General features: G+C 62.1%; 15 protein-coding genes. 8 read left to right on the top strand and 7 right to left on the bottom strand.

Annotation, left to right across the window (positions count from 1 at the left end; genetic code table 11):
- Positions 1 to 124: 124 nt before the first annotated feature.
- The 5 genes from gmd to rfbD all read left to right on the top strand — a co-directional run bounded on the left by gmd (position 125) and on the right by rfbD (position 4,254).
- On the top strand, positions 125 to 1,198 hold the full coding sequence (gene gmd, locus C7435_RS00865; RefSeq protein ID WP_075188646.1) for a GDP-mannose 4,6-dehydratase: 1,074 nt from the start codon (positions 125 to 127) through the stop codon (positions 1,196 to 1,198).
- 4 nt (positions 1,199 to 1,202) lie between these two features.
- A complete protein-coding gene (gene fcl / locus C7435_RS00860; RefSeq protein WP_075188645.1) occupies positions 1,203 to 2,144 on the top strand; it encodes a GDP-L-fucose synthase in 942 nt (313 codons plus the stop codon).
- A gap of 461 nt (positions 2,145 to 2,605) precedes the next feature.
- Complete coding sequence (rfbC, locus tag C7435_RS00855; RefSeq protein WP_075188644.1) at positions 2,606 to 3,187, top strand: dTDP-4-dehydrorhamnose 3,5-epimerase; 582 nt, start codon at positions 2,606 to 2,608, stop codon at positions 3,185 to 3,187.
- 12 nt (positions 3,188 to 3,199) lie between these two features.
- On the top strand, positions 3,200 to 3,364 hold the full coding sequence (locus C7435_RS17070) for a hypothetical protein (RefSeq protein ID WP_158025523.1): 165 nt from the start codon (positions 3,200 to 3,202) through the stop codon (positions 3,362 to 3,364).
- Complete coding sequence (gene rfbD, locus C7435_RS00850; RefSeq protein WP_121209668.1) at positions 3,361 to 4,254, top strand: dTDP-4-dehydrorhamnose reductase; 894 nt, start codon at positions 3,361 to 3,363, stop codon at positions 4,252 to 4,254. Before C7435_RS17070 ends, rfbD begins: the two co-directional genes overlap by 4 nt.
- 42 nt (positions 4,255 to 4,296) lie before the next feature.
- On the opposite strand, the gene C7435_RS00845 is transcribed toward rfbD, so the two are convergent.
- The 6 genes from C7435_RS00845 to C7435_RS00820 all read right to left on the bottom strand — a co-directional run bounded on the left by C7435_RS00845 (position 4,297) and on the right by C7435_RS00820 (position 16,080).
- Positions 4,297 to 5,292, bottom strand: a complete 996-nt coding sequence (locus C7435_RS00845) for an NAD-dependent epimerase/dehydratase family protein (protein WP_121209986.1) — start codon at positions 5,290 to 5,292, stop codon at positions 4,297 to 4,299.
- A 193-nt stretch (positions 5,293 to 5,485) separates the two neighbouring features.
- Positions 5,486 to 10,360 (bottom strand): cadherin domain-containing protein, encoded by a 4,875-nt coding sequence (locus tag C7435_RS00840; RefSeq protein ID WP_121209667.1) that lies wholly within the window; start codon positions 10,358 to 10,360, stop codon positions 5,486 to 5,488.
- 261 nt (positions 10,361 to 10,621) lie between these two features.
- A complete protein-coding gene (locus C7435_RS00835; protein WP_121209666.1) occupies positions 10,622 to 11,959 on the bottom strand; it encodes a TolC family protein in 1,338 nt (445 codons plus the stop codon).
- Between the two features lie 5 nt (positions 11,960 to 11,964).
- A complete protein-coding gene (locus tag C7435_RS00830; RefSeq protein ID WP_075188640.1) occupies positions 11,965 to 13,275 on the bottom strand; it encodes an HlyD family type I secretion periplasmic adaptor subunit in 1,311 nt (436 codons plus the stop codon).
- Positions 13,275 to 14,969, bottom strand: coding sequence for a type I secretion system permease/ATPase (locus C7435_RS00825; RefSeq protein WP_075188639.1), 1,695 nt, complete (start codon positions 14,967 to 14,969; stop codon positions 13,275 to 13,277). The genes C7435_RS00830 and C7435_RS00825 overlap by 1 nt, the downstream gene beginning before the upstream one ends.
- Positions 14,970 to 15,111: 142 nt before the next feature.
- Positions 15,112 to 16,080, bottom strand: a complete 969-nt coding sequence (locus C7435_RS00820) for a KpsF/GutQ family sugar-phosphate isomerase (RefSeq protein WP_121209665.1) — start codon at positions 16,078 to 16,080, stop codon at positions 15,112 to 15,114.
- A 364-nt stretch (positions 16,081 to 16,444) separates the two neighbouring features.
- Here C7435_RS00820 and gpmA point away from each other — a divergent pair, with 364 nt between their 5' ends.
- The 3 genes from gpmA (at position 16,445) to C7435_RS00805 (ending at position 19,168) form a co-directional block, all read left to right on the top strand.
- A complete protein-coding gene (gene gpmA / locus C7435_RS00815) occupies positions 16,445 to 17,176 on the top strand; it encodes a 2,3-diphosphoglycerate-dependent phosphoglycerate mutase (protein WP_121209664.1) in 732 nt (243 codons plus the stop codon).
- A complete protein-coding gene (gene ribD, locus C7435_RS00810; RefSeq protein ID WP_121209663.1) occupies positions 17,173 to 17,796 on the top strand; it encodes a bifunctional diaminohydroxyphosphoribosylaminopyrimidine deaminase/5-amino-6-(5-phosphoribosylamino)uracil reductase RibD in 624 nt (207 codons plus the stop codon). Before gpmA ends, ribD begins: the two co-directional genes overlap by 4 nt.
- A 70-nt stretch (positions 17,797 to 17,866) precedes the next feature.
- Positions 17,867 to 19,168, top strand: a complete 1,302-nt coding sequence (locus C7435_RS00805) for a pentapeptide repeat-containing protein (RefSeq protein WP_121209662.1) — start codon at positions 17,867 to 17,869, stop codon at positions 19,166 to 19,168.
- A 95-nt stretch (positions 19,169 to 19,263) separates the two neighbouring features.
- Here C7435_RS00805 and C7435_RS00800 read toward each other — a convergent pair whose 3' ends face one another.
- Positions 19,264 to 19,740, bottom strand: coding sequence for an Hsp20 family protein (locus C7435_RS00800; RefSeq protein ID WP_075188634.1), 477 nt, complete (start codon positions 19,738 to 19,740; stop codon positions 19,264 to 19,266).
- Positions 19,741 to 19,882: the final 142 nt, after the last annotated feature.

Genomic DNA, 19,882 nt, shown 5'->3' with positions numbered 1-19,882 from the left:
CTTTCAAGTCTCCGTCAGCGAGCATGCGCGTCTTGCGAGCATGCTCGGTGCTTGTCTTCGCTAGTGCGACAGTTTAACAGGATGCTCAAAGATCAGCCCCACATGCTCAAGTTCCGAGAATTCCATGACAAAGCGTGCACTTATTACTGGCGTGACCGGACAAGACGGTGCGTATCTGGCCGAACTTCTACTCGCCAAAGGCTATGAGGTTCACGGCCTCAAGCGTCGGGCCTCGTCGTTCAATTCCCAACGCGTCGATCACCTTTACGTCGATCCGCATGAAGCCGAGACGCGCTTCTTCATGCACTATGGGGACATGACGGACTCGACCAACCTGATCCGGCTGGTCCAGCAGATTCAACCTGATGAAATCTACAACCTGGCCGCCCAGAGCCATGTGAAAGTCAGCTTCGAAGCACCGGAATACACCGCCAATGCGGACGCAATCGGTGCGGTACGCCTGCTCGAGGCGATCCGGATTCTCGACCTCAAGGAAAAGACCCGCTTTTACCAGGCCTCCACCTCGGAGCTTTACGGCCTCGTCCAGGAAGTTCCACAAAGCGAGAAGACACCTTTCTACCCCCGCAGCCCCTATGCTGCGGCCAAGCTTTATGCCTACTGGATCACGGTGAATTACCGCGAAGCCTACGGCATGCACGCGTCGAACGGCATTCTGTTCAACCATGAAAGCCCGACCCGCGGCGAGACATTCGTCACGCGCAAGATCACGCGTGCAGTTGCCGCCATCCACCAGGAACGGCAGACCAAGCTCTATCTCGGCAATCTTGACGCCAAACGGGACTGGGGACATGCCCGCGACTATGTCGAAGGCATGTGGCGTATCGTGCAACACGACGTCGCGGATGATTTCGTGCTCGCCACAGGTGAAACCCACACCGTCCGTGAGTTCGTGGAACTGGCCTTCAAGGAAGTCGGCATTACCCTGGAATGGAATGGCGCCGCTGAAAACGAGACCGGCCGCTGCGCGAAAACCGGTCGTGAACTGGTCGCCGTCGATCCGCGCTACTACCGCCCAACCGAAGTCGACCTGCTGATTGGTGATCCCACCAAGGCGAAGGAAAAGTTGAACTGGGAGCATACGACGCCTTTCCACACCTTGGTAAGCGAGATGGTCCGGAGCGATCTGAAAGTCATCGAAACTGAGGCTGCCTATCGGTCCAATCACGGCGAGGTCTGATCGGATGTATTCGCTTGAAGGCAAACGCGTTTGGGTTGCCGGGCATCGCGGCATGGTCGGCGCAGCCCTGGTTCGGCGCCTTCAGCGCGAACATCCTGCTGAAATCATTACAGTCACACGGGCCGAGTTGGACCTGACCAACCAGGCATCCACATCACGTTGGATAGAGGACACCCGTCCCGACGCCGTTTTCGTCCCGGCCGCCAAAGTCGGTGGCATTTATGCCAATGACAGCTATCCGGCAGAATTTCTGTACCAAAACCTGATGATCGCCGCGAACATCATCCACGCCAGCCACACGGCCGGCGTCGAGAAATTGTTGTTCCTCGGCTCGTCTTGCATCTACCCGAAATTCGCCGATCAGCCGATCCGCGAAGAGGCCCTGCTCACTGGTGATCTCGAGCCGACCAATGAATGGTATGCGATTGCCAAGATTGCCGGGATCAAATTGTGCCAATCCTATCGCAAGCAGTACGGCGCCGATTTCATCTCCGCCATGCCGACCAATCTTTATGGTCCGGGCGACAATTACCACCCGATGAACTCGCACGTTATCCCGGCCCTGATCCGCAAGGCGCACGAAGCCAAGCTCAGTGGTGCCGCCTCCATGGAGATTTGGGGAAGCGGCACACCACGACGCGAATTCCTGCACGTCGATGATTGCGCGGACGCCCTGGTGCACCTGATGAAGGTGCATTCGGACGCCGGCCACATCAACGTCGGGTCAGGCGAGGACCTGCCGATCGAGGACTTGGCGCGCGAAATCATGTCTGTGGTCGGATTTGATGGCGAATTGACGAAGGATACCAGCAAGCCGGACGGTACACCGCGCAAACTGATGAGCGCCGACAAGATCCGCGCCCTGGGCTGGACGCCCTCCATCAAGCTGCGAGAAGGCTTGGAAGATGCTTATGCCTGGTTCCGTGATCACGAACTCGGTTCCTGACACGCAACCCGATTTCGTTTACCCGCCGCAAGCATGTCGACCGAGGCGAGTGGCTGGCGCCCCTCTGGTCGGCGGAAGGTGCCTAACATCGATCCGGTCATAATTCGTAGACGAGATCCCGTTTTCCGCGACGCCCGGCCAAGCCTCCCAGGAGAGGCGGTTGATCACGCGCCGCCCCCGACACGAACCGACCCATTTTGAGTACGCGATCATTGGGCCCTTCAAAATCCACCGCCCCCTGGCCCGAGGCCGCCCCACCCCGGCTGCAGCAAAAGAGGGATCAAGCCCTGTTTCACAGCCCGTAGAAGTCCCAAATCGAGTGCGGCGCCGGGTTTGGCGCTTGTGTCCGTGCAACGCATCAATATAGAAGCTGAAGGTGGCGTTTTGCCTGATCAAACTAGCCGACCGAGCCGCGCTCAGGCGCAATTTTGAGAGCTCACCAAGACATGTCGGGGGAAGGCATGGCCGATACAGGATTCAATATCCAATCGCTGCCTCTTAAAGATGCCGCGATAATAGAAACCCGCCGACATGCCGACTATCGAGGGTATTTTGCGGTTCCGTTCAACCGGGACGCCTTTCGACGCGGCGGGATCACTGCGGATTTTCTGCAGGACAACCAATCCCTTTCGAGCGAAGTGAATACGCTGCGCGGCATGCACTGCCAACTCCCGCCACACGATCAGGCCAAGCTGGTCCGCGTGCTCCAGGGTCGCATCACTGACGTGCTCGTTGATGCCCGCCGCGGCTCCCCGACATTCGGCCAACACGCCAAACAGGAGTTGAGCGCCGAGAACGGTCTTCAGGTATTTGTGCCGCGCGGCTTCCTGCACGGCTTTATCACCCGCGAACCCGGCACTTTGGTATTGTACAAGGTCGACAATGAGTACGCCGCCGGCGCCGATCGATCGGTAAGCTGGAACGATCCGGCGCTGGGCATTGACTGGGGACTGGGCACGCAAGCGCCCATTCTCTCGCGCAAGGACAAAGACGCGTTAAGTTGGGCCGAGTTCGATACACCCTTCCGGTATGAAGCAAGCTAGACAGGCTGGGCGATGAAGCTTCAGATCACAGGAGGATACGGCTTTATCGGTTCCGCAGCTGCGCGCGCCGCGCGTGCTCGCGACGACGCATTCGACAAGGTCAGAATTGGCGATGCTGCCCTGCACGGCACCGTTGGTGCTGTACCTTCTTCACGTCTTGTCTTGGCCGGCACATGACGGGTCTCCGCGTTCTGGTCATCGGACACTCGGGCCAGTTGGCGCGATCGCTGGTCGGCGCGGGCATGGCGCGCGCAATCAAAATCGAAACCGCCGGGCGCCCGTCTCTCGATCTCAACGAAGTCCAGCACGCGCGAACCTGGCTCCGCGAACGCCTGATGCAAACAGACCGTCCGCAGGTGGTGATCAATACCGCCGCCTTCACCGGCGTGGATGCGGCCGAGGCGCAAGCCGCAGAGGCCCGGCGGATGAACACGGACGCCCCGAGAGTCATCGCGAACGTTTGCGCCGAATTTGACCGTCCCATGATCCATGTCTCAACCGATTATGTCTTCTCGGGACGAGCCGTGAGACCGTGGTCGGAGATTGACCAACCGGCACCGGTATCGGTGTATGGGCGAACCAAATTGGACGGCGAACGCTCGGTCGCGCAAGCCTGTCAAAAACACCTCATCGTGCGGACATCATGGCTGTTCTCCGCCTTCGCACCGAATTTCATGACGACCATTCTTCGGCTCGCCCGGGACCGGAATGAAATTTCGATTGTGGACGACCAAGTCGGCACACCGACTCCGGCGGCGGCACTCGCTGACACTTTGCTGACTATGGCTGAACATGCCGCAAGCGAAGATGCGCCCTGGGGAGTGTATCACTACGCCGGCGACACCGTGATGAGTTGGGCGACCTTTGCGGCGCATATCCTGGCCGCCGCCGGCCTGACTGACCGCACCATTCGCCCTATTCCCGGTTCCGATTATCCGAGCATCGCCGCGAGGCCAGCCTGGTCGGCCCTGGATTCAAGCCGGGTCAGGAAAGTCTTCGGCTGCGCCCCGGCCGATTTCAATGCCGGGTTGGCGGCGGCAATAAATCGCCATCGCGCAGACGGCTGAAACCGTTGGTGACGTCGCACAAGCCAGCCTGACATCGCTCGATCAAGCTTGAGCGGAGTTTGCTGCGGCCGAACGCCCCCGCCAAACCCTGAACCAATCGGCAAACGCCTTCAGTCCTTCCTCAATACCCACTTTCGGCTTGTACCCATAATCCGCCTCCAAACGACTGGTGTCGGCATAGGTGCGGGTCACATCGCCCGGCTGCATGGGCAGCATGATTTTCTCGGCATCAACGCCAAGTTCGCGCTCGAGCGTCTCGATCATGTCGACAAGTCGAACAGGTGACGAGCCGCCAATATTGTACACGGCATGGTGGGCGCGAGCCGGCGTAGCGGCAAGAATGCGTGACAGGGCTTCAACAACGTCATCAATGAAGGTGAAGTCACGCTCCATATCGCCATTGTTGAAGACCTCGATGGGGCGACCTTCGAGCATCGCTTCGGCGAACAGCCAATAGGCCATGTCCGGACGCCCCCATGGACCATACACGGTAAAGAAACGAAGCCCGGTCGCCGGAATATCGTAAAGCCGGCAATATGCGGCGCTCATGAGCTCGTCAGATCGTTTGGTTGCCGCATACAGCGAGGCGGGACACTCAGCTGCATCACTTTCGCGAAACGGTACTTGTGAACGCTCTCCATACACCGAGCTCGACGAGGCGTAGACGAGGTGTTCCAGCCGGTCACCAAGCAGACGAGCCGCTTCCAGGACCGACAAATGCCCGAGCAGGTTCGAGCGGGCGTAGGCAAAGGGGGCTTCCAAGGAATACCGGACGCCGGCCTGCGCACCGAGATGCAGAATTCGTTGCGGCCGGACATCCATTGCCAACGCCGCGATGGCGTCATTGTCGGCAAGATCTATCTTCTCAAAGCGGAAGCCGGGAAACCGTGCCAGCTCGTCGAGGCGAGCCCGTTTCAGCGCCGGATCATAATAGGTGTTGAGATTATCGAGACCGACGACATCTTCGCCCGCTTCCAACTGCGCCTTTGCGGCATGAAAGCCGATAAAGCCCGCCGCTCCTGTAACCAGACACGTCAAACGCACGTCTCCCCGATCCGCCGATCAATACCTTCTCGACCCATCCTGTTGATGGAAAACCGGAGGCGCTGTTAACGGCACTGGTGTTTTGCCTCAACGCCGGACGACGCGACAGCCCCCACATACACTAACGCCCGCTAACACCGGGCAGGGGGTCAGGACGGGGAGACGATGCCATCTCCCCGTCTTGCCATCAGGCCCAACCGTCGGGTGTCTCGTCCAACAGGGCCGGAACCCAGGCGCCGAACGGATCGGTCGATTCACCGCCTGGCGCACCAGGCTGGAAACTCGCCAAATGCAATGGTTGGCTGGCCGTGATCGCCAGACCCGTTGCCTCAGGCAAGGTCAGCGTTTCCATGACCGGGCCGGCTTTCTCGGTCAGGACAGCGACGTCGATATCCATCGACATGTCGAGGGCCCACTCGCGCATCACCTGCACTGCGCCCTTTTCGACAGACAACGTCATGGCGTTGGCATCGCTATCGCCCAAAGCTTCAAGCAATGCCAGGTCGTCATCGCTCAGATGCGGATAGACATGCCGATCGTGACCGTGGTCAGGCGCCTTGCTGTCATTGAGGACTGCCATCACAAGATGCCCGCCATCCTCACTCACCGCAAAACGCGGATCGATCGGGGAAAGCTCCAACGGCTTGTCGAGGTCCAGCCCCTCCTGGCCTGCATTCTCCGGATCACCAAAATACTCCGGGTGACCAGTCGCGCCATCATAGGTGATGGTCTCGACACTGATGAGCTCGACAATGCCATCCGGCGACCCGGCCCGGTTGTCGGTGACGACCGTATTGCCGGATCCATTGGTGCTGAGGCTGTATTCACTCGACGCGCCAGAGAAAATGACCGTGTCATTGCCGCTGCCGCCATCGAACACGTCTGTACCGCCAGACGCGTAGAATGTGTCGGCGCCGCCATTCCCGGTCAGCGTATTGTCGGCGTCATTACCGACAAGGATATCATCGCCGCTGCCGCCGATGGCGTTTTCAATCACCGTATCCTTCGCGATCCCGACATTGCCGGTCCGGCCCTGGACACTGGAATAAGCCTGTTCACGCAGGTCGAGAATCTGGTCGGCGCCGGAACCGGAATAGTCGAGTGTGTCGGTACCGCCAGCGTCGAAGATCGTGAAGCTCACCGGGTTTGTGAAGGCGGTCGCATCGAAGATCGTGTTGCCCGCGGTGGAGTTGTAACCGTAGACCGTATCGCCCGACCTGGTCGTCGTCGATGCGCCATACATGTCGTGCACGGCAATGATGTCAGCCACCTGCGGCCCGATCACATACCCGAAAGAGGCGTCCACATACGTATTCTCGTTCTGGGAGAAGTACGACATGATGGATGCCTGCCAAGAGTCATTCAGATAGATCGCATCGACGGCGTAGTCAGCGGACCCATCATAGGGGCCGCCATGACCAAGCCCGAGTGCATGCCCGATCTCATGGATGTAGGTTTGGAAGGAATAGCCATCCAGATTGGTTCCGTAAGTCGACAACCAACCGGTGCCGACATTGACGCTGGCCGAAGTAATGAAGCCACCGGACGTCGTATCCGGTCCCGCAAACGCACCTTCCTCGTCATCATCGAAGGTGATTTCACCTCCGGTCGCAACTTCGCTGAAAGTGATGCCGGTGATATCTGACCACAATTGCAGGGCCGCACGTGCCAATGTCTGGCCGTCCGTCGTCAGGGCCGTGATGTTGACGGTGATCGTATCCCCAGTCGACCGGTCCCATTGCAGGCCGCCGAAACCGTTGGCATTCAGATAGTCGCCAATTTCCTGGTAGTTCCAGGCGCTCAGCGGGTCGACATGGTGGAATTCAAATGTGTACTCGCCGGTCCGCTCATCGGTCGAGCCGCCATCCCAGGAATCCACCTCAATATAATAGGTGCCGGACGTTTCGGCGGTAAAGGCAAGGCGGCTGTCGCGGATGCTGCCCAGCGAGATATCGTCGTTCTCGGCGATAAGATCCCCTGAGGCGTCGAACAGCCGGATAAGGGGGTCCTCGACTTCTTCAGCCCCGGTCCCGGTGAGATTGAACTCGTAGCGCTGGCCAGCAACCAGCTCGACACGGATCCAATCCTCATCGCCGGCCGTCTCAAGATTGCCGACATAGGAGCCGCCGGAGACCATGCTGATCTCGGTAGAGTCATTGTCGGGAATTTCGGCAGCATCATCGATATTGTCGACAGTCACGGTGACCGACAGGTTATTGGACGCCGATCCATCGCTGGCGGTCACTGTGAACTCGTAATTGCCGTCGGCATTGGCATCACCGGGCGCTTCGGCATCCGGCGCGGCATTGAACGTGACCTCACCGGTCGCCGCATCGATCGAGAACAGGGCGGAGTCGGTGCCCGAGATGGAATAGCTGACCGTATCACCCTGGGGATCGGTTGCCGTCGCAACATAGGCCGACGTTTGGTTCTCGGATACCGATTGGCTCGCCGCCGATGAAAAGACCGGCGCGTTCGCCTCGTCGACATCGGTCACTGTGATGCTCACCGCCTGGGTGTCTGTCAGCGTTCCGTCGGACGCGACCACCGTGAAATCATAGACATTGTCGCCGCCATTATCGGCGGGACTTTCGAAATCGGGCGGCGTCAGGAACGACACGGCGCCGGTCGAGGCATTGATCTGGAACAAGGCGGCGTCAGTTCCGGTGATCGTATAGGAGATTGTGTCTCCCTCGGCGTCCGTCGCGGTTGCCGTATAAACGGTTCCGGAGTTGTTTTCAGCTGTCGACGCGCTCGCCGCCGAGGTGATCACCGGCGCGACATCATTCTCGTTGGTCACGCTGATAGCCACTGACTCGGTATCTGACAGAAGGCCGTCCGACGCCGTGACGGTAATGTCATAGACATTGTCGCCATCATCGTCGGCTGGCGCTTCAAAATCGGGCGATACGAGGAAGCTCACAGCACCTGTCGCGGCATTGATCGCAAACAGCGCCGCATCCGTCCCGCCGATGGAATAGACGATTGCGTCCCCATCACCGTCCGTCGCGGTGACGGTATAGGCGGTGCCGCCACCATTCTCGACAAAGTTCGCGGTCGCGGACGACGTGATGACCGGCGCTGCGTTCACATTGGTTACCGTAACGACGAGCGCATGCGTCGTTGTTGTCGACCCGTCACTCGCTTGCAGTGTCAGCTCATAGACATTGTCGGCGTTCGCGTCTGCGGGGTTTTCGAAGTCCGGTGATGACACAAAACTCAGCTCACCTGTCGCGGAATCGATCTGGAACAGCGCGCCATCGCCACTCGCGGCGATACTGTATGTCAGCGTGTCTCCGTCCCCGTCGGTTGCGGCAGCCGTATAGAAGCTGCCAACACTGTCCTCAGCCACCGTGTCGACTGCCGCCGACGAGAAGACCGGTGCGAATTCATTGACATTGGTCACCGAGATCGAAACGGCTTGGGTCACTGTATTGGCGCCGTCCGACGCGTTGACCGTAATTTCGTAGACATTGTCGCCATCGGCATCGAGCGGTGTTTCGAAATCGGGCGGCGCGAGAAAACTGACGGCGCCCGTGTTGGCATCGATACTGAACAGGGCTGCATCGGCACCGGTCACCGAATAGGTCAGCGTCGCGCCTTCCGGATCTGTTGCGGTCGCCGTGTAGACGGTCCCGGCCGTGTTTTCCGCGACCGACGCCGTTGCGCCGGATGTGATCGCCGGTGCCTCATCAACATTATCGACCGTTACGGACACGGTGTGCGTGGTCGTCGCGGTACCATCATTGGCCTGGATCTCGACCTCGTAGACATTGTCGGCATTGCCGTCAGCGGGCGCCTCGAAGTCCGGTGCGGTCAGGAATGTCAATTCACCGGTCGCGGCATCGATCGCAAAGAGCGCGCTGTCGCCCGCCGTCCCGAGCGAATAGGTGATCGTGTCATTGTCGGGATCGGTGGTCGTGGCGGTGTAGACAACCCCGGTACCGTTCTCGTCGAAACTGGTCGCTGTACCCGAGGTGAAAGATGCCGGGCCTTCCTCAACACCATTGACCGTGATCGAAACCGCCTGGGTCGAGCTGGTCGTCCCGTCAGACGCCGTGACGATCACCTCATAAACATTGTCGCCATTTGCATCACCGGGATTTTCAAAGTCGGGTGCCGCGACAAAGCTGACTGCGCCGGTCGCGGCATCGATGGTGAAAAGGGCCGCATCCGTGCCGCCGAGACTATAGGTGACCGCTTCACCTTCGGGATCCGTCGCAGTGGCCGTGTAAACCGTGCCGGCGTCATTTTCGTCGACACTCGCTGACGCACCAGATGAGAAGACCGGCGTCTCATCCACATTCCCGACCGTGATGGTGACGGTCTGGTCGGTCGTGTTGGTCCCGTCCGACGCACGGATCGTGATCACATAATCATTGTCACCACCCGAATCCGCCGGATTCTCGAAATCAGGCGGCGCGTTGAAGGTCACTGCACCGGTCGTGCTGTTGATCGAGAACAGGCTCGCATCCGCACCACCACTGATCGAGAAGGAGACGGAATTGCCGTCGGCATCAGTTGCGGTCGCAGTGTAAATCGTGCCGGTGACATTCTCATCGACGCCCGCCGTCTCGGCCGAGGTGAAAACCGGAGGGTTTGTATTGGTCGGTGGAGGCGTCGGTGTCGGCGAGCTGCCCCCGCCACCACCGCCGCCGCCTGCGGCCGCACCGAGCAGGCCGACACCACCAAGCAGGCCGAGCACTGCACCGCCGCCGCCGCCGCCAGCGGCTGCCCCCGCAGCGGCCTCAAGCAGGGCATTGGCCTCCAACGCCGCGTCAGAGAGATAGACAACACCGTCCAGCACGGTGACGTCCTCAGCGGCGATCAGAACCGTGCGTCCGTCGGCCATCACCAGCTCAACCGACCCGTCGGCACCCATCGCGACCCGGGCAACGCCATCGACACCAGACACCGGCGTGAAACCGTCGGGCGGCGTTGCTCCCGGCTCTTGGGCCTGGGCGCCACCCGCCAGCATCAGGGCTCCCCCCGTCGCCAGTGCGGTGGACAGAAGGGCATTGCGGACAGTGGACTGTCGATTTGTTTTGTTGGCAGCAGGCATGATGGATCTCTCCCGACGATCTTCTTGCTTCTCCGAAAAGGCATATTTCTGCGGGTGCGCATTGACCAACGCCCGCTCACAAGCCCCGCCCTGAACCCAGGGTGTTCATTTCCTCCCGGAACCGGTCTCGTTGCAGACTGGTTCAATCCCCTATCGGGTTCGTCGCGAACCCGGCGTGCCCAGCCGTCCGGCTTTTCGGCACGCGATACAACCAATTTCATTGGCATCAGAATGCCACCGTTCACGGTGCCCGCCCCGGCGTCAAGGCACTGATGTCAACCTTCCAGCATCCGCGCGCGGCTCAGGCATGCGCGCCGTCAACCCCATCAGCTCCAGCTTCTGACGAAGCAGCGAGAACCTCGCACCGATCACATCGAGCTCGGCCCGTTCATACGTCAGGCGTGCATCAACCAGATCAGGCAGAGTTCCCAAGCCGAACTCGAACTCCCCCGAGATCGCGTCGAAATATTCATACTGTGAGCGAGCGACGGCTTCACGACGGACCAATTGTGCTTGCAGCGAAATCGATCGGCGAAAAACGATCTCGGCCTGCTCACGCAGTTCACGCTGGAGGCTTCTCAGACCACTCTCCTGCTGCTCCATCCGGGCCACGGCCCGTTCGCCGCGCGCCTGCAGGGCCTCGCCGGTCAGCAGCGGCACCGACAGGTCTATCCCGACCCGGTCGCGGGCATCCCACGTCTCACTGAAATCATCATAGACCCAGGACGCGATACCCACAGCTTCGATCACCGGAAGTCGGCTGCGCCGCGCCCGTTCCCGCTGCGCATCCAGGCCACGAACGGCCTCGGCCTGGGCAGCAATTCCGGGATTGCGGGTCAGGGTGTGGTCGACCGCATCATGCACCGTCTCGATACCGCGCAACGCGCGGGCAAGGTCTTGCTCCGCGGCCTCCGCGCCGCACAGCGCATCAGGGGCGAAGCCCGTATATTCGCGGATACGGGTCGCGGCCCGGTCACGCATGAACCCCAGTTCCAGCGCGTCGGCCTCGGCCTCGGCCAAACGCGCTTCGATCTGCGCCCGATCCGCACGGGTGGCGCCGCCAGTGGTCAGCAAGGACTGCACGGCAGCCCGCTGACGCTCGAAATAATCGCGCCGCTCGGCCACGACATTGATCATGGCATCGGCTTCCAGATGCGTAAGATAAGCGTCGGCGAGGCGTCCGGATGCGTCGATTTGCTGAGCCCGAAGCTCGTGCGCGCGTTGCTCGATCGAGCTGCTGGCCGCGGCCATGGCGTAGTGGGAATCACCGAAATCCCAGAGTCGCTGTGACAAGCGCAGGCCAACCTGGTTCTCGATCTGACTGCCGGTCAACCCGCTATCGCCCGACGCCGTACGACCGAAGGTCGACAATTGCGGAAGCCTTAGTGACTCGGCCTCGCGGTAGTCGGCGGCGGCCTCGTCCTGACGGGCGATCGCGCCGGCGACTTCCGGCGCGCGTTCGGCAGCGATCCGCAAGGCGTGCTCGAACGACAGGCACGTCTCCGGCTGCGCCGCAAAGGCAGCCGCTGGAGCGGTCACCACAAGACACAGACCGGACAACGCCCGGCCCAACACAAGATGAAAACGGTCAAATCCCATCCCGCTCACCCGGTCCGCGCGCCGCGGAACAGCGACTCGCTGATCGGCTCGAGCAGGTAATCCAGCGTGGTCCGGCTGGACCCGGAGAAGATGAAAACCTCCACCGGCATGCCCGGGATCACATCCAACTCACCCAGACGCGCGGCTTGTTCGGCGGGGATGCGGATACGCACTTCGTAATACGCTGCACCGGTATTCTGGTCGGTCTTGAGGTCGGCGCTGACACTGATCACCTCGCCATCAAGCCGCGGCGTCATCCAGCTCTTATAGGCCGTCAGCCGCGTGCGGACCGCCTGCCCCTCATAGACCGCCGCGCGATTGGCGGGCTGGATACGGACCGACGCCGTCATTTCACCGACGGCTGGAACGATCTCCAAAATGGCTTCGCCGGGCCGGACGACGCCGCCGCGTGTGGAGAAGCGCAAATTGAGGACCTCGCCCGATTGCGGCGCCAACACAACGGACCGGTTCAACACGTCCTGCGCTGCCGCAAGACGCTCCCGCGCCTGTTCCAACTGGCTGCGGACCTCCAGCTGATCAGCCGACACCTGACGGTTGAAAGCTGCCTCGGTCTGGGCGATCTGCCCGTCGAGATCCTGTTCCAGCGTCGCGGCCTGCTGCGCCTCGGTACGCAAGCGCGAAATATCGGCCTCGAGCGCCGCCACATCCCGCTCCATGCCGCGCAACTCGTCGAGCCTCGCCATCTGGCGCTCGTAACGCTCGTTCAGCAGGGACAGCTGGTCCTGGGCCGCTGACAGCACGCGCTGGGTGATGCGAATCTGCTGGGCGTGCAGGTCACGGGAGGAACGGGCGCCGTCACGCCGGGCCGTCAGCACAGCAATGTCGGCCTGGAAGGATTGGGTTTGTTGCCGGAACAGGTCGCGCTGGCGCGTCACCACCGCGTCGCGCTGTTCTGTCGTCAGACCGAGTTCGTCGAGCGACGAGAAATCCGGCTCTTCCAACCCGTCGCGCAAGGCCGCAAGGCGCTGGGTGGAGCCGGTCAGGGTCGCGATTTCCTGCAATAATTCATCGCGCACCGCCAGCGATGCGGTTTCCTGCAACGTCAACAACGGCGCGCCGGCTTCCACCCGGTCGCCGTCGCGCACCATGAGCTCCTGGATGATACCGCCTTCCAGATGCTGCACGACCTGACGGTCATTCTCGACCACGATCTGGCCGGCGGCGGGCACCCCTTCTTCCAGCGGCGCCAGACCGGCCCAGGCGAGAAAACCACCAAGACCAATCAGGCAGGCAAGGGCCGAGCGGCGCACGAAGCTGTCGCCGAGAAGACGGGTGGGTGTGTCGGGACCGGACATCAGGCTGCCCCTCCGCGGCCGGACGCGCTCGCGCCGGCGCCGGGGCCGGTCGCCAGTTTGAGGAATTGCTCGGCCGGCGCCGCCATGACATCGCCATTGCGCACCAGCAACACTGTCTTGGCCCGTTCGATCACCCGTCGGTCATGGGTCGCGGCGAGGATGATGGCACCGCGCTCCGCAGCCTGTCGCAAGGCATTGACCAGGGCCGGTGCCGCGGCCGCATCGAGATTGGCAGTCGGTTCATCCAGCAGCAGCAGAACGGGATCGCCAAACAGCGCCCGCGCGAGACCGATCATCTGGCGCTGCCCGGCCGAAAGGTGCGTGCCACCCGGTCCGACGCGGGTATCATAACCGTCCGGCAAGGCGAGGATGGTTTCATGGGCACCGGCGGCGCGGGCCGCCGCGATGACCGCCTCCGGCTCGGCATCACCGAGGCGCGCGATGTTCTCGCCGACGGTCGCGGGCAGCAATTCCACATCCTGCGGCACATAGCCGACAAAGCGGCCGCGATCCGGCGCCGGCCAGTCATGCAGATTGCGTCCGCCCAGACTCATTGTTCCTGAACCCGGCTGCCAAGCGCCGGCCAGGGTCTGGAGCAGGGTCGTCTTTCCGGCACCATTGCCGCCGGTCACGGCGACCAGCTGACCGCCGGACGCGGACCAGCTGAAGGGCCGAACCTGCGGTGTCTCGGCGCCCGGCACCACGACAGACAGCCGATCCAGCTTGAGTTCAGCAGCCGGCCTCGGCAGCGGTGTGTAACTGGCTTCGGCCTGGGCACCATCGAGGCTTTCCATCAGCCCTTTCCAGGCCGACCAGGTCTGGATCGTGTTGCGCCAGCCACCGACAATCTGGTCGATCGGTCCGAGCGTACGCGCGAGAATGATCGACGACGCAACAATGGCGCCCGGCGAGATTTGCTGGCTCAGCGCCAGCGCCGCTCCTCCGCCCAGCACGCAGATCTGCAGGACCTGGCGGGTCGAGCGTGAGATGGCGGTGAATTTTCCATCATCCTTGGCCGCATCGAGCGAAAACCCCTGCCCCGCCCCCTGGGTGGCGCGCCAGCGACGGAACGCCGCCGGCACCAGACCCATGGCCGCCATCGCCGACCGCTGACGCTCGAGCCCGGCAGCGAAATCGCCCGCACTGCGCAAGGCACCTTGTGAGAACTGCCCGGCCTGCCGGGTGCTCAACTCCGCCGTCACTGCGACGCCGAACACGACCACCGCGCCAACCAGACCAACCAACCCGATGACCGGATGGATCAGAAACAGGACGACCAGGAAAAATGGTGCGAACGGCAGATCCGCGAAAGCCATCAGACTGCCCGTTTGCAAGGCAGTCTGCACGCGCTGGATCGCACCAAGATCCCGCGCCAGATGCGGCTGGCCGGACTCACTCTGGAAACGGTCGAAAACGAGCGGTGTCAGCAACGCATCAAGCTCGCGCCCGGCCAGGGCGCTGACCCGGCGACGACCGGCTTCCGCCGCGCCATAAACACCGAGCAGGAAGACCGCCAGCACTGACAACCAGATCAGGGTATCGATCGACCCCGACGACAGGACACGGTCATACACCTGCAGCATGTAAAGCGGGGACACCAGGAGCAGCAGGTTCGAGGCAAGTGAAAACCCTGCCAACGCCGCCATGTGCGGTCGCAAGCATTGCCTGACCTGCAAGGCGAGGGGTTTTTGCATTCTCACTCCGACCCGGGCGACACGAAGCGGTCACGCTCCCCGCAGGCTGCGTTGACAACCACTTTTACCCTCTCATGCAACGATAACGTCAGAAACGGCATTTCGCCAGTGCCGACACGGGCTTGTGTGCAGGGTCTCAACCTTATTTGAGGCCGACACGCAAAAGATCATGCAGGTGCAATATCCCCACGGGCCGCTTGTCGCCGTCGACAATGAAGAGTTGTATGATCTTGGGCTGCCCTGCAGTCATCAGACGCAGGGCGTCGGCGGCGAGCATGCCGGCGCTGCCGGTTCGCGGGTTGCTCGTCATGACATCCGCGGCGCGCTTGTCGACCAGGCTCGCGCCCATGTGACGGCGCAGGTCTCCATCCGTAATGATCCCGGCCAGCCGGCCCTCGCCATCGACAATACCGGCACAACCAAAACTCTTGGTCGTCATTTCGATCAGCACATCGCTCATCGGTGCATCCTCACCGATCAGCGGGACAGCCTCGCCAGCGTGCATGATGTCACCGACGCTGGCCAGGGCGGCACCGAGTGCGCCGCCGGGGTGAAATGTCTTGAAGTCCGACGCCGTGAAACCCCGTGCCTCCAGCAAGGCCACCGCGAGCGCATCGCCGAGCGCCATCATCAGTGTGGTCGATGTGGTCGGCGCCCGCGTCTCGCCACAAGCTTCCGGTGCCGCCGGGATCGCCAACAGGTAATCACCAGCCCGACCGAGTGTGCTGTCAGGCTGCGCCGTCATCGCAATCAGCGGGACCCCGAAACGGCGGCAATAGGCGATCAGGTCACCCAGCTCCTTGGTTTCACCCGATTTTGACAGGGCTAGCACCGCATCGCTGGCACCGATCATGCCGAGATCGCCGTGGCTGGCTTCGGTCGGATGGACGTAATAGGCCGGCGTTCCTGTCGAGGCGAGGGTCGCCGCGATCTTGCGGGCAACATGCCCCGACTTGCCGACCCCGGCACAGATCAGACGCCCCTCGAGTCCGCGCAGGCGCATCACCGTCTCGGCGAAGTTGGTTGAAATCGATTGCTCGAGCGCGACCATGCCTTCGCGTTCTGTAGCAATCACCCGGCGGGCGGATTGCACGGGATCATTGTCGGACATGCCGGTTCCTCGCAGCCAGTCAGGACAGGAATGCCCTTTTCAGGGATGACCCCATACCAGAACCGCGCACGTCCGGGGAAGAGACGCGCGCGGTTGGTGCGGCGAGATGCGATCCGGCTCTAGGGGGACGGAGAAGAGCCTCACATCCGGCCGCCGCTCATCGGGGCGGATAAGTCATGCCTTGGGTGTGGGTTCGGATTTTTCGAACCAGGCCCGCCCCGGAACCTGTAGTCTCTTTATACCACAACTTGATCGGGAAGTGTAAGTGATTTCTGGGCTCTGCGCCTGCGGGCGCGCCTGCCTTGCCCTGCAGGCCGTCACGGGCTATCGCTGCGCGCAACGGGACAATCTCGGGAGTCGACGCATGCCGCAACTTGCCCTCATCCGACACGGCCAGAGCGAATGGAATCTGCAAAATCGCTTTACCGGCTGGGTCGATGTCGACCTCACCGAAGAAGGCGTGGCCCAAGCCCAGCGGGCCGGCCAGCTGCTCGCCGACACCGGCTTCAAGCCACAGCACGCCTTTGTGTCGGTGCTCAAGCGCGCGATCAAGACTCTCAACTTCACCCTCGATGGCCTCGACCGGCTGTGGATCCCCGTCGACAAGTCCTGGCGGCTCAATGAGCGACATTATGGCGGTCTGGCCGGCCTCAACAAGGACGAGACCCGGGCCAAGCATGGCGATGAGCAGGTCAAGATCTGGCGGCGCTCCTTTGACACACCGCCACCGCCAGTGGCCGAAGACCATGCCTACCATCCGCGCAACGATGATCGCTATGCTGACGTGCCGCGCGAATTCCTGCCGGCCTCGGAATCCCTGAAGTCGACACTGGACCGGGTTGAACCCTATTGGTCGGCCTCCATCCTGCCGCGCCTCAAGGCCGGTGAGACCCTGGTCGTGGCAGCGCACGGCAACAGCCTGCGAGCCTTGGTCAAACTTCTCTTCCACGTCTCCGACCGCGACATCATGGACATTGAGGTTCCGACCGGAAACCCGCTCCTGATCGACCTTGAGGACGACGGCGAAACCATCACGGCGGCGCGCTATCTTGACGCGCAACGCGCCAAGCCCTTGCCGCCGCTCCCCGGCGCATGACAGCGCTCGACGACGCGCGATATATGGGCCTTGCGCTGGCATTGGCGCGGGCCCGGCAAGGGCACACCGCGCCCAATCCCGCCGTCGGCTGCGTTCTCGTCAAGAACGGCCGAATTCTCGCGACAGGCGCCACCCAGGATGGCGGTCGCCCGCATGCCGAACGGGTTGCCCTCGATGCGGCCGGCGCGGCGGCACAGGGCGCGACCGCCTACGTCACTTTGGAACCCTGCGCCCATCACGGCCAGACACCGCCCTGCGCCGATGCGCTGATCGCTGCGGCGGTCTCCCGTGTCGTGATCGCCTGTCTCGACCGTTTCCCGCAGGTCGCCGGCCGTGGCATCGCCCGCCTTGAAGCGGCGGGCATCGCGGTTGATACCGGGCTTGGCGGTACGGCGGCCGGACAACTCTATGCCGGCTTCTTCTCGCGCGTCGAAACCGGCCGCCCTGAAATTCGCGTCGATGCCCGGCTGCGCGGCTATGACGCCACCCTCACGGCGACCACGCCGCACGAGGCAGAATCCGAACTCAAGGCGCATGGAGAAGCCGGTCGGAACCGGATCCGGATTGCGCCGGAACACCCGCTGGCCGGACGCGACTGGCCGACCGCGCATGACAGATAGGCGACAAACAGCCTGTTAACGGTCATTCTCTATGGTGGTAGTCCGGACACTACACCACAGGATCGCGCCGATGACCGGTCGCAAGATCGAGTTCAAGAAACTCACACAGGATGAGGTCGACGCGATCTGCGAGCGGCACGAACGCCTGTGGTCGGGACGCTCCGGCGGTGCCCGGGCCAGCTTCGCCTACACGATCCTGGAAGACATGGTGCTGGCCAATCGTGATCTGTCGGATGCTGATTTCAGCGGCGCCGTACTGCGCGGCACGGTGTTTTCGGGCGCCACGCTGAACAGTGCCATATTCTTCGCGGCCGACATGCGCCGCGCCAATCTTGAAGGCGCCTCGCTGCGCCGCGCCGATCTTCGTGGCGCCATCATGCGCGGCGCCAACCTGACCGGCGCCGACCTGACCGAGGCCGATCTGCGCGAGGGCGCGATCGCGCAGATGGACAAGGAAAAAGGCCTCGCCATCCTGACCCATCAGTCGCAGGAAAACGATGCTGGCAACGCCAATTTCACGGGCGCCAACCTGTCGCGTTCGAAAATGGCCGGTATCGCGGCCCAGAAGGCCGATTTCACTGACGCCATGCTGCTCGGCACGCGCATGATCCGCGCCAATCTGCGAGGGTCCTCCTTCCAGGGCGCAAACCTGGAAGGCGCCGACCTGTCAGGCGCTGACTTGTCCGACACCGATTTCAGCCACGCCGTGCTGATCGGGACCAAGACAGTGATGGCCAAGACCCAGGGAATGAATACGGACGGTGCATTGACCAACAAGCCGGTCGGCATCGATGCCAACGCTCTCGAGCAGCCGGTCGCCGACCAGATCGCCGAACATGTGCGCTGGTGCGATACCAACGGCAAGGAGGGCAAACCCTCGCTGTTCGATGGTACCGATCTGCGCGGCCTGACGTCGCTGGCAGGCAAAACCCTCACCGCCTTCCATGCCCGCGGCGCAACGCTTTACGGGCTCGACCTGGAAGGCGCGCAATTGCAGGGCGCCCGACTGGAAAAGGCCGACCTGCGCATGGTGAGCTTGCGCGGCGCCGATTTGCGCGGTGCCGACCTCACTGGCGCCAACCTGTCGAATGCCGATCTGCGCGACTGCCAACTCGGGCCGCTTCTGCTCGACGGCAACCGCCTTCTTCCGGCCTCGCTCGCTGGTGTGCGGGCGCGCTACACAGACCTGCGTGGCGCCGACCTTCGTCAGGCCAAGGCAACCGGTGGTGACTTCTCCTACGCCACCCTCAATGGCGCCAATGTGAAAAAGGCCAGCTTCAACGGCTCCTGCTTCACTGGCGCTCGCATCGACGAGGAATTTGTCGGCAGCGTCGAGTCGGTCGACGGCGCCGTTGATCTCAACGCGGCCTGAGCCGTCCCCGAACAAGACAAAAGAAAAGGCGGCGAGCTGTCGCTCACCGCCTTCAGGGTCAATCGGAGGGGAAATCAGTATCCGTCAGCGACGGGTCAGGCGGCCTTGGTCTTGCCGCCCTCGATCAGCTTGGCACGGGTCTTACCCGCACCGGATTTGATTTCGATCCGTTTCGGCTTGGCGGCTTCGGGAACTTCCCGGACGAGCCGCACCTGCAACAAACCATTCTGCAGCCCGGCATCAGCCACTTCAACATGGTCGGCCAAGTGGAAACGGCGTTCGAAAGACCGTTCGGCAATGCCGCGATGCAGGAAGCGACGGTCATCGGTTTCGGCTTTCTCACCGATCTTGCCGGACACGGTCAGGACGTTTTCCTGGACTTCCACAACAAGATCGTCCTCACCGAAGCCGGCAACGGCCAGTTCGATCAGATACTCATCATCGGCAACGTGCTGGATATTGTAGGGCGGATATCCCTGCGACTCGATCTTGGTCGCGGAATCCATCATGTCCGCGAGCCGGTCAAAACCGACGATCGAGCGGTAAAGCGGGGTAAAATCAACAGTACGCATGGCAGTCCATCCTCCTTCAGAGCGATAAACAGGCCCGGAAGTCCGGGCAGTTGGAAAATAGCCAGATCCGACGGATCCTGGCCGCTGTTCCGGGTCCCTGATGGCGACCCGTGCCATCTATTTGGGTAACCCGTTTTTCGGC

Origin of the sequence: Maricaulis maris (assembly GCF_003634045.1) — a bacterium.
GTDB lineage: Bacteria > Pseudomonadota > Alphaproteobacteria > Caulobacterales > Maricaulaceae > Maricaulis > Maricaulis maris.
The sequence above is the reverse complement of the archived record's forward strand: the minus strand, read 5'-3'. Positions and strand labels throughout refer to the sequence as shown.